The following is a 15219-nucleotide window of genomic DNA, read 5'->3' on the forward strand; positions in this document are numbered from 1 at the left end:
TTCATATTTGTGTCAGTTAAATTTCGCACTCTGCTCTAATTCTTCCAAGAATCAGCCAAATTACGAGAGATCTTACTCACGCTCCCCGCACCTTGCGCCAAAATTAAATCACCGTCTTGAATAATTTGATCTAGCACTTCCCCTAATTGCATCGTATCCGATACCAAAATAGGATCGACTTTCCCCAAATTACGGATTGAACGGCAGAGTGCTTTACTGTCAGCCCCTACAATCGGCGTTTCACCGGCAGCATAAACATCCAACATAACAAGTGCATCCACTTGTGAAAGTACCTGTACAAAATCATCAAATAAATCACGGGTACGGGAATAACGATGCGGTTGGAAAATCATCACAATACGTTTATCTCCCCAACCTTCACGAGCCGCTTGAATAGTTACCCCTACTTCAGTTGGATGATGGCCATAATCATCGACTAAACGCACTTTTCCATTCGGGCGAATAAACTCACCAAGTTGATCAAAACGACGTCCGGCACCTTGGAAATCGGCAAGTGCTTCCAAGATCGCTTCGTTATTAATTCCCTCTTCTTTGGCGACAGCCAATGCCGCAGTGGCGTTTAACGCATTGTGTTTGCCAGGCACATTTAGCAGCACATTAATGCATTCCCCATTTGGACAAATTACTCTGTAATGCCCCTGAAAACCGATTTGCTCATAATCTTCAATACGATAATCAGCCTCTTCACTAAAGCCGTAAGTAATAACCTGACGCCCCACTTTCGGCGCTAATTCCATCAACACAGAATCATCGGCACACATTACCACTAAGCCGTAAAACGGCAGATTATGAAGGAATTTCACATAGGTGGCTTTCATTTTTTCGAAATCACCTTCATAAGTGTCCATGTGATCCGGCTCAATATTCGTCACAACAGAAACCATGGGCTGTAAATGCAAGAAAGAGGCATCGCTTTCATCTGCTTCTGCGATCAAATAACGACTCACCCCAAGATGGGCATTTTTTCCCGCTGATTTTACTAACCCTCCATTTACAAACGTAGGATCTAATTTTGCTTGCGTATAAATCATCGACAGCATTGCCGTTGTTGTTGTTTTACCATGGGTTCCGGCTACCGCAATGCCGTGGCGAAAACGCATAATTTCCGCCAACATTTGTGCACGCTGGATCACTGGAATCCGATTTTGTTGTGCCGCAACTAATTCAGGATTATCTTCACGAATAGCACTTGATACCACAACAACACTCGCGCCATCAATATTTTCAGCTGCATGACCAATAAAAACTGTCGCGCCTGCCTGTACAAGACGTTGGGTAACTACGCCATCTGCAATATCCGAACCTGAAATTCGATAGCCTTCATTCAAAAGAATTTCTGCAATACCGCTCATACCGGCACCGCCGATACCAATAAAATGAATTTGCTGAACCCGACGCATTTCAGGGATAATTTTTCTAATTTCTTCGTGAGAATGTTTCATCTTATTTCCTTCTCTCCTTTGGAAAATATCTGACTATTTAAAAAGTGCGGTCAAATTCCAAAGGATTTTTTACAACATTATTTTATTATTTTGCGTTTTCAATAATCACATCTGCGACACGTTGCGCAGCTAATGGAGCCGACATCGATTTTGCTTTAACAGCCATTTGTAAAAGTTCATCACGCGTAAAACTCTGTAAATAATTAATTAAAATATCCGGCGTTAAATCTATTTGTTCTACAATTTTAGCCGCCCCAACATCGGCTAAATATTTTGCATTAAGGTATTGTTGCCGATCCTTATGTTGGAACGGGATAAAAACTGCCGGCGTACCGACGGCAGCGAGTTCACATACTGTTAATGCACCGGAACGACAAATCACGATATCCGCCCACGCATAGGCTTCCGCCATATCATCAATAAATTCGGTAATTTTTACCTTTGAGGCATTCTCGCCATAAAGTGCAGACACATTTTCTACTGCGCCCTTTCCTACTTGATGACGAACCTCCAGTTTATCCGCTAGTTGTGAGACAACTTTTGGTATCGTTTGATTCAATACTCGAGCCCCTTGACTTCCGCCTACGACCAGTACACGCAATTTTTCACCATGATGAGAAAAACGCTCCTCCGGTGATGGCATTTGAAATAATGTTTGGCGAACAGGATTACCGACGACTTCCGCATTTGGAAAGGCATTAGGAAAAGCCTGCAATACACGGGTCGCAATTTTTGCCAGCCATTTATTGGTTAATCCTGCAACAGCATTTTGCTCATGCAAAATTATCGGCACACCACAGAGTTTTGCTGCCACTCCGCCCGGTCCGGAAACATAACCTCCCATACCTAACACAGCGTTTGGCTTTTCCTCTTGGATAATTTTTTTTGCTTGAAATATGGCACGTAAAATAGCAAAAGGTGCGTTTAACAAGGCTTTAATGCCCTTCCCCCGCAAACCGGAAATTTGAATAAAACGGATCGGAATACCGTGTTCCGGAACAAGTTTGGCTTCCATACGATCTTTTGTACCGAGCCAGCAAATTTCCCAACCTTGTTGCTGTAAAGTTTGAGCAACCGCAATAGCCGGAAAAACATGACCGCCCGTACCACCTGCCATGACTAATAATTTTTTGGATTTATTCATGTTTATTCCTAATCATCACGTAAACGCGCTTGCCCACACCGCTGTAAACGGTTTTCATGGTCAATACGCAATAAAATACCAATTGTTGCCGACATAATAATAATACTTGAGCCGCCGTAGCTTACTAATGGGAAAGTCAAACCTTTTGTCGGTAGCATACCAAGCGCCATCCCTAAATTCACAAACCCTTGAAAGAAAATCCAAAAGCTTATACCGAAAGCAAAAAAACCACGGAAACGTTGTTCTAATTGTAGGGATTCACGCCCTATTTTTAATGCGCGGAAGACCAGCAACCCCAATAAAGTGACGACCACAAAAATACCGATAAATCCGAATTCTTCACCAAGAATCGCCATAATGAAGTCAGTATGAGCTTCCGGCAAATAATCTAATTTTTGAATAGAATTGCCTAATCCTTCCCCTGTAATTTCACCCCGTCCAAATGCCATGAGTGAATTAGTCAGCTGAAATCCTGTACCATAGGGATCTTTAAAAGGCTCTAAGAAACCAGTAAAACGTTTTAAACGATAAGAGGCGGAAAGCACTAACCATACAAACAATAATATGCCGGTCACAACTAAACCGACAAATTGCCAGAAGTTTGCCCCAACAATAAAAAGCATCCCAAAGGTAATGACAAATAATACGACCGTACTACCCAAATCCGGTTGGGCCAATAAAAATCCGCCCATTATTCCCATAACAATGAAGGGTTTAAAAGCACTCAATTTATTTGACCGCACTTCATCGTAACGGCGGGTAAAATAACTCGCTAAGAAACAGGCAAGCGCCAATTTAGCAAATTCTGCCGGTTGGAAATTAAGCACACCAAGGGAAATCCAGCGTTTTGCACCATTTACGGACGAACCGATAACAAGCACAGCAAATAGCAATGCTATCGCCAAGAAAAAGATTTTAACATGCCATTTTTCCCATTGTTGGGTCGAGACTTGCATACTGAAGTAGCAAGTTAAAAGAGAGAGAAAAACATAAAATGCATCACGTTTGGCAAAATAAAAGGCATCATTAAATAATCTTGAGCTGTACGGAATCGATGCAGAAGTGACTGCGATCAAACCGATGATCAATAAAATCACAAAAAGCCAGAATAACGCTCGATCATATAGTAACCCTTGCGGTGTAATTCTGGTCCAATTATCAAAACTCTGTTTAATTTTCTGAAAAAATTCCATTGCTCTATATTTAATTAATTTAATTGTGCTAAACGAGTAAATTCTTCACCGCGCTTTTCAAAAGAAGCAAATTGATCAAGACTTGCGCAAGCCGGTGATAATAATACTATATCGCCTGCTTTTAATGTTGGGCGTAGAAAGTCTATCGCTTGTTCCATGCTTTCAAACAAATAACTTTGTGGGGACAGTTTCGCCAATTCCGCACCATCACGACCAAAACAATAACAAATAATATGAGGTTGATTAATCAGTGTAGCTAATTCAGAAAAATCAGCGCCTTTTCCATCACCACCTAACAACAAATGCAATGTACCTTCAACAAATAAACCAGTCAGTGCCGCCACTGTACTTCCCACATTGGTTGCCTTAGAATCATTAATCCAACGCACACCATTTGCCTGATAGGCTAATTGAAAACGGTGATTCAAGCCTTTAAATTGCCGAAGTGCGGTACGAATTGCGTCTAAATTTATTCCTACCGATTGTGCCAATGCTGTTGCGGCAAGAATATTCATATAATTATGCCGGCCAACAAGCCCCACTTCTTCACAAGGTAAAAGCACGTCATCTTTCACCATTAAATATTGTTTACCTTTTTCGGTTTTAAGCCAATGATTCGCCTGATGCTCTGCAAAGGACAAAATCTGTTTTGCTTGATTTTCACCTTCACCAAAAGTCAATTTATCCTCACTATTTACCACTGCTGTTTCAGCGCGATGATAAATACGCAATTTAGCTTGACGATAATCTGCTAAATCCATGTAACGATCCATATGATCTTCCGTGACATTCAATACCGTTGCAGCAGTGGCTTTTAAACTATACGTCGTCTCCAATTGAAAACTGGATAGCTCCAACACATAAAGATCATAATCCTCATTCAGTAAAGACAGCGCAGGAATACCGATATTCCCGCCCATTCCTACCTTCAGCCCAGCCGCTTTTGCCATTTCATAAACCAGCGTAGTCACGGTGCTTTTTCCATTTGAACCGGTTATCGCGACAATGGGTTTTGTAACCTCACGACAAAATAATTCAATATCGCCAACAACTTCCACACCTGCTGAAAGTGCGGTCTGAATTTCCGGTGTTTTTACCGGAAACCCCGGACTGACAACAATAATATCGCTTTCATTCAACCATTGTTGATTTAAACTGCCGGTATGGAGTGGAATATTTTTAGGAAGTTTCTCTACACCAACAGGATTTGCTCGAGTATCAATCACACGGATATTTGCCTGTTGAGCTTGAAGATAATCAACACACGACAAACCGGTTTTACCCAATCCAATGATAGTAACGGTTTTATTTTGGTAACTGTTCATTTTATTTTACTTCTAACATTTAATTCTACTTTCTATATCGGTTTTCGTTTAGCAAAAAATCTACTTTCTTACTTAGATAAAAATCTGCCAAATTTGACCGCACTTTTTAAATAATATTTAACTAAAATAGTTTTTTAGGCATTATTTTCTTTGGGTACAAAAAATGAACTCGCTCTTTCAAAAGAAAGAGCGAAACCGACTATCTCAATTTAAGTGTTACTAAGCCCATTAACACCAACATTAAAGAAATAATCCAAAACCGAATAATCACTCTCGGCTCCGGCCATCCTTTTAATTCAAAATGGTGATGAATCGGTGCCATTCGGAAAATTCGCTGTTTGCGTAATTTGTAAGAACCGACTTGTAAAATTACCGAGAGCGCTTCGACCACAAATACCCCTCCCATAATGACAAGCAGAAATTCCTGTCTCACCAAAATGGCAACGACACCTAATGCACCGCCTAATGCAAGTGAACCGACATCACCCATAAATACTTGTGCAGGATAAGTATTGAACCATAAAAAACCCAACCCAGCGCCGACAATCGCCGTACAAAATACGACAACCTCAGAACTGTGTTTGATGTAAGGAATATGTAAATATTCAGCAAAATTAATGTTACCCGTTGCCCATGCAATTAAAGCAAAAGCACCGGCAACCAATGCAGTAGGCATAATAGCAAGTCCGTCTAATCCGTCCGTTAAATTAACCGCATTACCTGTTCCCACAATGACAAAATAAGACAACACAATATAAAATAAGCCTAACTGCGGCATAATGTCTTTGAAAAATGGCACAACTAATCGGGTCGCATCCGTATCATGCCCAAGCCAATATAACCAAATAATCGCCACGAGTGCGACTGCCGACATCCAAAAATATTTCCAACGTGCAATTAAACCGTCTGTGTTTTTACGTGTAATTTTGCGGTAATCATCAACAAAACCGATTGCGCCATAGCCAAATAGTACAAATAAACAAATCCATATATAAGGATTAGCTAAATTTGCCCACAACAATGTACTGATCCCAATCGCAAAAAGAATCATCACCCCGCCCATAGTCGGCGTGCCTTTTTTCGCAAAATGGCTTTCCGGTCCGTCATTACGCACTTCTTGACCAAATTTCAATATTTGCAAACGTTTAATCACTTTTGGACCAATCCAAAGGGAAATAAAAAGTGCGGTCAATAACGCAAGAATTGCACGCACAGTAATATATGAAATTGCATTAAATGCGGTTTCATAACGAACAAGGAATTCAGCAAGCCAAACTAACATTTAATTTTATCCTTTAATGAATAAATCACATCTTCCATTTTCATTGAGCGAGAGCCTTTGCCAAGCACAACAATATGTTGATTTTGTTTTAATTTCGCCTTAATAAAAGGAACCAGAAAATCCACCATTTCCGCTTTATCGGTAAAATGTTTTCCTAAAACTGCGTCAGAAATGACCGCACTTTCACAACCAAAAGAGCAAACTAAATCAAGCCGGGCTGTTTTTGCATATTGTCCCACTTGACGATGAATTTCAAGGGAGTCTTCCCCCAACTCTTTCATATCCCCTACGCATAAAATACGGAATGCGTTGTAGGATTTCAAAACATCAATTGCCGCACAAAGAGAATCTTGATTAGCGTTATAGGTATCATCTAATAGTAATAAATTCTCATTGATCTTAATCGGGAATAAACGTCCCTTTACTTGAGAACGTTGCTCCAATCCATTTTTTACATCTGCTAGCGTCGCTCCGACATTCATGGAAAGTGCGGTCGCCGCCAAAGCATTTTTTACATTATGTTCGCCTAAATACGGAAGATGAATTTCAATTTCACCTTGTGGGGAAACTAATGTAAAGATTGAACCCTGTTCATTATGTCGAATATTTTTAGCAATATAATCATTACCATTGAAATACTGAACAGCATGATCGCCAATTTCTTTTTGCCAAAGATCAAAATGATTATGTTCAGCATTGATAATTGCCACACCATTGGAGGTTAAACCGCGATAAATCTCGCCCTTAGCCAGTGCTACGCCCTCTAACGAACCAAACCCCTCTAAATGTGCTGCGGCAACATTATTGACGAGCGCCACATTCGGTTGAGCAAGGTGAGTTGTGTAATCAATTTCACCTTGATGATTTGCGCCCAATTCAATCACCGCAAAACGGTGGTTTTCTTCCAAACGTAACAATGTGAGTGGTACACCAATGTCATTATTGAAATTACCTTGTGTAAAAAGCACAGCGTCCGGATTTCCCGCCGTTTGTTGCAAAATACTTGCTGTCATTTCCTTTACGGTGGTTTTTCCGGAAGATCCCGTCATCGCCACAACTTTAGGATTAATTTTTTCTCTTAGCCACTTAGCTAATCGACCTAAAGCTAAACGCGTATTTTCCACAACAAGTTGCGGAACAGAAATGTGAAGTTCGGCTTGTTGAACGACTAAAGCAACCGCACCTTGTTCGATAGCTTGATGGAGATATTGATGAGCATCAAATGTTTCGCCTTTTAAGGCAAAAAACAAATGGTTGGGAACAGGATGGCGTGTATCCGTGTTGATATTTTCAATTGTAACCTGCTCACTCCCGATTAATTTTGCATTAAGAATTTGGGCAAGTTGTTGCGTCGTTAAATTAATCATGCGTTAATTGAATAAATTTATTGGTTTAGATAAAACTCGGCTGTTTCTTGATCAGAAAAATGTAAGACTTCATTCCCTACAATTTGGTAATCCTCGTGACCTTTTCCTGCAATCAAAATGAGGTCATTTTTCTGCGCACTTTGAATAGCGAACTCAATCGCTTGCGCACGATCGGAAATTAACCCAACTTTATCCATATCACTAAAACCGGCAACAATATCTGCTTCAATTTTATCAGGATCTTCTGTGCGCGGATTATCTGTTGTTACAATGACCATATCGGAAAGTTTCTCGGCAACTTTTGCCATTAATGGACGCTTACCTCTATCACGATCGCCACCGCAACCAAAAACGCACCATAATTTGCCATTGCAATGTTCACGTGCTGCAACAAGTGCTTTTTCCAAAGCATCCGGCGTATGGGCATAATCAACAATAATAGCCGGTTTCCCCTCTACTTTAATCATTTCCATTCTTCCACAAACGCCTTGCAAAGCTGAAACGCTATCGGTTAAATCCTCTAACAAATAACCTAGTGTGAGTAATGTCGCCATAGCTAATAATAAATTACTTACATTAAATGCACCGATTAATGGGCTGTTTAGTGTGCCATTCCCCCAACTGGATGAAAAATCTATGATCGTGCCTTCATGAGTAAAACGTACTAAAGTGGCTTTTAGCCATTGTTTTGAATTTTGTTGAAAATTTGCCTCACAGCTCACCGCAACGCCATTTGGTAGTGCTTTTAGCCACTCTGCACCAATCGGATCATCTGCATTTAAGATTTTAAACTCGGAAGATAATTCAAAGAAAAAACGTTTTTTCGCTTGCGCATAAGCTTCCATCGTACCGTGATAATCTAAATGATCACGGCTTAAATTTGTAAAAATTGCAGCATTAAAATCCAATGCCTCTACACGATGTTGGACTAAACCATGCGAAGAAACTTCAATCGCAGCAAAATCTGCACCTTGATTAACGAAAGAAGCGAGCGAAGATTGAATTTCAATGGCTGACCCCGTAGTATTTTTCGCCTCAACAACTTGCCCTAATAAACCGTTTCCAATTGTTCCCATTACAGCCGGTTTTCTGCCTAAATGCTGAACCCATTGCGCTAATAGTTGAGATACTGTGGTTTTCCCATTTGTGCCGGTAACACCAACAAAAGTGAGTTTTTTAGAAGGTGAATCATAAAACTTATCTGCAATTTCCGATAAATTTGCTGACAAATTATAGTAATAAATTACCGGTTTTTGCTGTCGATATTCTACGCTCAAATGCATATCAACCACATCGGTTTCAGCAACAACCGCACCAGCACCGGCCGAAATTGCCTGCTCAATAAAATTCGTTGCATCGATTTGATGCCCTTTTACCGCAACAAACAGATCGCCGACTTTCACTTTCCGACTATCTAAAACTAATTCATTGATTTCAATATCCGCAAGAAGTGAGGGCAAATTAAAAAGTGCGGTTAATTTTTTCATTATTTTTTCCTTAATTCGCCTGTTTCATATTATTTTGTTCTGTTTTACGTGAAGTCAGGCGAACCGTACGTTTTGCAGTTTTGTCCGTAGGTTCAGCATCCGGTGCAATACCATTGGCGCGTAAAGCATAGCCCATGATGCTGGAAAACACCGGTGCAGACACCGCACCACCGTAATATTGACCCGCTTTCGGATCATTAATCAAAATAATAAGAGCATAACGCGGATCACTAATTGGTGCGACCCCTGCGGTAAACGCCACATATTTATTCACATAGTGGCCATTTTCGATTTTACGCGCAGTACCGGTTTTCACGCCTACTCGGTACCCTTCGACCATCGCACGCTTATTTTTGATCGCCACTTTTTCTAACATATTCACAATTTCTTTTGTGGTTTTCTCAGAAAAAACGCGTTGACCAATTACCGGAGGATCAACTTTCGTGATAGAAAGCGGACGATAAATACCAAAGCTCCCTAAGGTTGCATAAGCTCTCGCCATTTGTAGTGGTGTTGCGGTGATACCATAACCATAAGCTACTGTTGCACGATCAATATCCGCCCAACGTTTACGATTTGCATTTAACACGCCGGTTTGTTCACCAATCAAGCCTAAATCCGTTGCTTTTCCCAATCCTGCCGCTTGATAAGTATCCATCAGCGCACTTGGCGGCATACGTAATGCAAGACGGCTGACCCCACGATTACTGGAGTTAATTAAAATTTCATCTAACGTTTGTTGAGGACGAGGCGCAACATCCATAATTTCTTTACCACTCACCGTGAAAGACCCCGTATTGATCACTTCATTACGTTGTGCTGCACCACGTTGAAGTGCGGTCAAAACAACAAAAGGTTTTACTGTTGAACCGGGTTCAAAAACATCGGTAATTGCGCGATTTCGCATAAGCTCCGCTTTTACGCCGACACGATTATTCGGATTATAAGAAGGGGCATTCGCCATTGCTAACACTTCACCGGTACGCACATCAACAAGTACCGCAGTACCAGATTCAGCCTTGTTCTCCGTTACCGCTTTTTTGATTTCACGATATACCATTGATTGTAATTTTTCATCAATGCTGAGAGTCACATCTTGTGCATCGTATTTTTTCTGGTCAGCAATATGCTCAACCACGTTTCCTCGTTTATCTTTTCGAACTAAACGGGAACCATCTTTTCCTACCAGCAGCGCATTGAAACTTTTCTCAATCCCCTCAATGCCATTTCCATCAATATCAGTATAACCAAGCAAATGGGCGGTTTCTTCTACCCTTGGATAGAAACGGCGTGGTTCGCTTTCCAAGCTAATCCCTTTAATTTTCAGTTCTTTGACATACTGCGCTTTGCCTGCTTCAACTTGGCGCGCTAAATATAAAAAACCTGATTTTGGATTTTTCTCAATTTTCTTCACTAGCTCGTTATAGCTTAAACCTAATACATCTGCGAGGGCTTTAATTCTCTCTTTATCATCAAGCGAGCCTTCTTTAAGAATACGTTTAGGTTCGGCGATTACTGCACTCATTGGCACACTTACAGACAACAACTGACCATTACGATCCAAAATGGAACCACGAACCGAAAGAATTTCATCTTTACGTAAAGAACGTTTATCCGCTTCACCTGAAAGAATATCCGAATTGATTGCTTGGACATAAGCAGCTCGTGCAACTAGAGCACCTAACCCAAGGAAAATAAGGCCTGTAGCAATGAAATAACGCCAGCGTATAAAACATCTTTCAAACACCATTTTAGGTTTGTTGAGTTTAATAGCCGTTGTTGTAGGTACGACGAGTTTTCTAATTGTTTTCTTAGATTTATTTGATTTTTTTGATGAATTAAATCTAACCATTTGCTCAACCCTGACTTACTCTTTATTCCAAAATAACAACTTCTTGGTCGCTATCAATTCTTTTCATTTTTAATGTGCCAATGGCAATAAATTCCACTCTTGTGCTATCGCCCTCAGTAGCCTCTTGCAACTGCAAATTGCGATATTCATCTTGTAATGCTTGATGTTGTAAAACCAATTGACCATTCTCTGAAATTAGCCCACGCGTTTGATGCGTTAACCAAATTGTCGCCATAGCAGAAACCAAAATTAATAACAGCAACAACGAAACCAATTTATTTGCTGAAAATAAATCTTCCACTAAAAGATTTTGTAAAGGATAACGTTCATTATTTTCTAACATTTTCTACCCTAACCAATTTTCTCCGCAATGCGTAATATTGCACTTCTTGAGCGTGGATTTGCCTGAATTTCAGCTTCCGACGGATGAATTGCTTTCCCTATAGCTTTTAGCTTTTGTTTACGTTGAATTTGATCTTCTCGCAATGGCAAACCTTTTGGAATCGGATCTCCTTTGCTTTGTTTTTTTATAAAATGCTTAACCATTCGATCTTCTAAAGAATGGAAACTAATAATCGACAAACGCCCTTCAGGTGCTAACACTTCTAATGCTGAATGTAATATACTTTCTAACTCGTCCAACTCTGAATTAATGAAAATTCGAATTGCTTGAAAACTACGGGTTGCCGGATGTTTATGTTTATCTTTAAAAGGTACCGCCTGTGAAATAAGTTCCGCAAGTTGTACTGTTCGTGATAAACCTTCTTCGCCATTTTTGACCGCACTTTTGTTGTATTCCACAATTGCTGTCGCAATACGTTTAGCGAAACGTTCTTCACCGAAGGTTTTCAGAACCCAAGTTAAATCTTCTACAGAAACCTTTTTTAACCATTCTGCCGCAGACAAACCTTGCTTTGTATTCATACGCATATCAAGAGGGCCATCTTTCATAAAACTGAAACCGCGCTCAGCCTCATCCAATTGTGGAGATGACACGCCAAGATCAAGCAAAATACCATCAACTCTACCGACCAAACCTAATTTTTCACAAATTTCAGGAATTTGGGAGAAACTATTGTGTTCAATTTGAAATCGCCGATCTTGAATTTTTTTTGCTTCTTCCACGGCATAAGGATCACGATCAACCCCAATCAAACGACTATTTTGAGAGAGTTTTGAAAGAATTAAGCGAGAATGGCCGCCCCGCCCAAAAGTGCCATCAATATAAATTCCATTTTCTTTCAATGCCAAACCATCCACTGCTTCATGGAGTAAAACCGTAATGTGTTCAGTAGAAGAAAAGGAATTCTGCATATTCATAAACGTTAATAAAATAAGTTTGAAAAAAGATAATGCGGTGCAAGCACCGCTTATCTTGCTAGTGCTGCTGTTCTTTTTCTAAGTTAGTTAGAGTGACAGCATATTTAAATTCGTATCCATTGCAAATTCGGCGGTTCCCGCTACAACAATGTCTTCATCAATTTGCGCGATCCACTCAGTATCGCTCCAAATTTCAAATTTGTTTAATTGGCCAACCAACATTAAGCCTTTTTCTAATTTTGCATGTTGACGTAACGGTCCACTAAGTAGAATACGCCCTTGCGCATCCATTTCACATTCAGTGGCATAACCCAGCATCACTCGTTGTAAACGGCGTTGGTTAGGATCAAAGTTAGATAATGAGAGTAATTTTTGCTCAATTTTTTCCCATTCATCTAAAGGATAAAGTAATAGACAAGGTTGACGAATATCCACAGTGCAAACCATTTGCCCTTGATTTTTTTCAATGATTTCTGCGCGATAACGAGTCGGGATAGCAATTCTTCCCTTAGAATCTAAATTTACCGCTGCCGCACCACGAAACATTTATACTTAACCTTTAAAATTTGGAAAAATCCACCACAAAAAACCACTTTTCACCACTAAAACGTAAGTCTATCGGTTATAAAGAGAAGTTGCAAGCAATTCCAATAGCTAAAATACGATAAATTTCAGATAAGAAAAAACCGCTCAAGCATTCACTTGAACGGTTTGACTTTATAAGACTTTGAAAAATTACGCGTTTGTCGTATTTACATAAGCTTCTTCATCACGCTCACCCAATGGTTTTAACAAGGTGAAAAATAATACAATAAACACAACCGTTGTTGCGAAACCTAAGTATACTGATAATTGATAGTCTAAGTTAAAACCAATTTTATTGTAGTACAAGTAAGTAGCACATACGGTTGTAATGAACCATGCAGGGATAGAAGCAACCCAGTGGAATTTATGATAGCGATATAAATACGCTGCCGCAGTCCATAGCATTACCATTGCAGTCATTTGGTTTGCCCAAGTGAAGTAACGCCATAAGATACTGAAGTCAATCGTTGAAACAAAATATCCTAATATGAATAATGGAATCGCAATTAACAAACGTTTGGAAAGAGAACGTTGATCAATATTGAAAATTTCCGCCAATTGTAAACGTGCTGCACGGAATGCCGTATCACCGGATGTAATCGGAAGCACCACAACACCTAACACAGCAAAGATACCACCAATAAATCCTAGGAAGTGCAATGAACTGTCATATACAACTTTAGAAGGAGAACCTGCTGAAATCGCATCCTGTAATGCTTGTGGGTTTTCATAGAACGAAAGTCCCACCATACACCATACTAATGCGATAATTCCTTCCGTAATCATTGCCCCATAGAAAATGAAACGACCTTCACTTTCATTTTCCGCACAACGTGCCATTAATGGTGTTTGTGTTGCATGGAAACCGGATAATGCGCCACAGGAGATCGTTAAGAATAGCAATGGCCAAATCGGTACATCACCCTTAACTTGGAAGTTTTGTGTAAATTTCTCCCATGTTAATCCTTGTCCATCGCTGTTAACTGTACGGAAAAATTCAATTGGGTCCACTGCACTGAAGTGTGCTGATACCAAACCATATACCATGCCTACAGACATAAATAGCAATAATGCACCAAAGAGCGGGTAAATTCGACCAATAATTTTATCGACCGGTAATAAAGTAGCAAGAATATAATAAGCAAAAATAATTACTGTCCACACAGCAACCACCGTCGCTTTATCCATTCCCCATACTTTTACACCACCAGCCTCTACCGCCTGATGAACTGCTTCAGCATCACCCAATTGCAACGCGCCTTGAGAAGCCCCTAGCACATCCATGGTAATCGTCCCCATTAATTGCGCAGGGCTTGCAACGAATACCACACCAACCAATAATAAAAGTACCAATGCGAGCATATTGATAAAGACTTTTACAGGACGCCCTAAAAATTTACCTGCCAAGTAAGGCATTGTTGCACCACCGTGGCGAATACTTAACATACCACAAAAATAGTCATGTACCGCGCCGGCAAAAATACACCCGATAACAATCCAAAGCATAGCAACAGGGCCGTATAATGCACCAAGAATCGGTCCGAAAATTGGCCCTGTACCGGCAATATTTAATAATTGAATCAACCAAATTTTGGTTTTAGACATTGGCATATAATCCACGCCATCATTGAGTTGATAGGCAGGCGTTTGACGCTTAGGATTAATGACAAAAATTTTTTCGATAACTTTGCCATAAATAAGATAGCCAAGAATCAAAATGGCTACGCAGAAGAAAAACCACAACATAAAAGCACCTCGAGAAATAGTCATACAGTTGTTTAAAACGCTCTAAACAAGCCGGGGTATTTTATGCTAAATTCTATTAAACAAAAAATTTAATTTACGAAATTCCCATAAAATTGTGACAAATATCACATTAACCATTACTTAATTTTTAACTATATCTTATAAATAATACCTAATAAGGATTAAAAAATGGCTCTCACACGCTGTCCAGAATGTCGCAAAAAAGCTAGTGAATACGCTGAAACTTGCCCAAATTGCGGTTTTTCTTTTAAGCAAGAAGATTTGGAAATCTATAAACAAAAGTTAGAAGAAAGACGCCTACAAAATGCAGAAATTAACCAAAAAAGCACAAAATTACACTTAATTTGGTTTTGCATCTTTGCCTTGTTTATTGTCATTGCCAGCCTCATAACTCAAGTATAAAAAAGGGGCTGCAATTGCCCCTCCATTCTCTG

General features: G+C 39.9%; 13 protein-coding genes. 1 reads left to right on the forward strand and 12 read right to left on the reverse strand.

Annotated elements, in window-relative coordinates; translation table 11 throughout:
* Positions 1 to 35 precede the first annotated feature (35 nt).
* The 12 genes from murC to A3GE_RS0109850 form a co-directional block, all read right to left on the reverse strand.
* Entirely contained in the window at positions 36 to 1463 is a 1428-nt protein-coding gene (gene murC, locus A3GE_RS0109795; RefSeq protein WP_018357081.1) for a UDP-N-acetylmuramate--L-alanine ligase, read from the reverse strand.
* 85 nt (positions 1464 to 1548) lie between these two features.
* Positions 1549 to 2607: an undecaprenyldiphospho-muramoylpentapeptide beta-N-acetylglucosaminyltransferase gene (gene murG / locus A3GE_RS0109800; protein WP_018357082.1), complete on the reverse strand. Its 1059-nt coding sequence runs from the start codon at positions 2605 to 2607 to the stop codon at positions 1549 to 1551.
* Positions 2608 to 2615: 8 nt separating this feature from the next.
* A complete protein-coding gene (gene ftsW / locus A3GE_RS0109805; RefSeq protein WP_018357083.1) occupies positions 2616 to 3800 on the reverse strand; it encodes a putative lipid II flippase FtsW in 1185 nt (394 codons plus the stop codon).
* 14 nt (positions 3801 to 3814) lie between these two features.
* Positions 3815 to 5125: a UDP-N-acetylmuramoyl-L-alanine--D-glutamate ligase gene (murD, locus tag A3GE_RS0109810; protein WP_018357084.1), complete on the reverse strand. Its 1311-nt coding sequence runs from the start codon at positions 5123 to 5125 to the stop codon at positions 3815 to 3817.
* 199 nt (positions 5126 to 5324) lie between these two features.
* Positions 5325 to 6407 carry a phospho-N-acetylmuramoyl-pentapeptide-transferase gene (mraY, locus tag A3GE_RS0109815; protein WP_018357085.1) on the reverse strand — a complete coding sequence of 361 codons (1083 nt, stop codon included), beginning with the start codon at positions 6405 to 6407 and terminating at the stop codon, positions 5325 to 5327.
* Positions 6401 to 7774: a UDP-N-acetylmuramoyl-tripeptide--D-alanyl-D-alanine ligase gene (murF, locus tag A3GE_RS0109820; protein ID WP_018357086.1), complete on the reverse strand. Its 1374-nt coding sequence runs from the start codon at positions 7772 to 7774 to the stop codon at positions 6401 to 6403. Before murF ends, mraY begins: the two co-directional genes overlap by 7 nt.
* Positions 7775 to 7791: 17 nt before the next feature.
* Entirely contained in the window at positions 7792 to 9261 is a 1470-nt protein-coding gene (gene murE / locus A3GE_RS0109825) for a UDP-N-acetylmuramoyl-L-alanyl-D-glutamate--2,6-diaminopimelate ligase (RefSeq protein WP_018357087.1), read from the reverse strand.
* A gap of 10 nt (positions 9262 to 9271) precedes the next feature.
* Positions 9272 to 11113: a peptidoglycan glycosyltransferase FtsI gene (gene ftsI, locus A3GE_RS0109830; RefSeq protein WP_018357088.1), complete on the reverse strand. Its 1842-nt coding sequence runs from the start codon at positions 11111 to 11113 to the stop codon at positions 9272 to 9274.
* Positions 11114 to 11135: 22 nt separating this feature from the next.
* Positions 11136 to 11456, reverse strand: coding sequence for a cell division protein FtsL (gene ftsL / locus A3GE_RS0109835; RefSeq protein ID WP_018357089.1), 321 nt, complete (start codon positions 11454 to 11456; stop codon positions 11136 to 11138).
* Between the two features lie 8 nt (positions 11457 to 11464).
* Positions 11465 to 12433, reverse strand: coding sequence for a 16S rRNA (cytosine(1402)-N(4))-methyltransferase RsmH (gene rsmH, locus A3GE_RS0109840; protein WP_026215468.1), 969 nt, complete (start codon positions 12431 to 12433; stop codon positions 11465 to 11467).
* A gap of 87 nt (positions 12434 to 12520) precedes the next feature.
* Positions 12521 to 12979: a division/cell wall cluster transcriptional repressor MraZ gene (gene mraZ / locus A3GE_RS0109845; RefSeq protein WP_018357091.1), complete on the reverse strand. Its 459-nt coding sequence runs from the start codon at positions 12977 to 12979 to the stop codon at positions 12521 to 12523.
* A 189-nt stretch (positions 12980 to 13168) separates the two neighbouring features.
* Positions 13169 to 14764: a carbon starvation CstA family protein gene (locus A3GE_RS0109850; RefSeq protein ID WP_018357092.1), complete on the reverse strand. Its 1596-nt coding sequence runs from the start codon at positions 14762 to 14764 to the stop codon at positions 13169 to 13171.
* Between the two features lie 189 nt (positions 14765 to 14953).
* Here A3GE_RS0109850 and A3GE_RS0109855 point away from each other — a divergent pair, with 189 nt between their 5' ends.
* Positions 14954 to 15187, forward strand: a complete 234-nt coding sequence (locus tag A3GE_RS0109855) for a membrane protein (RefSeq protein ID WP_018357093.1) — start codon at positions 14954 to 14956, stop codon at positions 15185 to 15187.
* Positions 15188 to 15219 lie beyond the last annotated feature (32 nt).

Source organism: Rodentibacter pneumotropicus DSM 21403 (genome assembly GCF_000379905.1).
Classification (GTDB): Bacteria; Pseudomonadota; Gammaproteobacteria; order Enterobacterales; family Pasteurellaceae; genus Rodentibacter; species Rodentibacter pneumotropicus.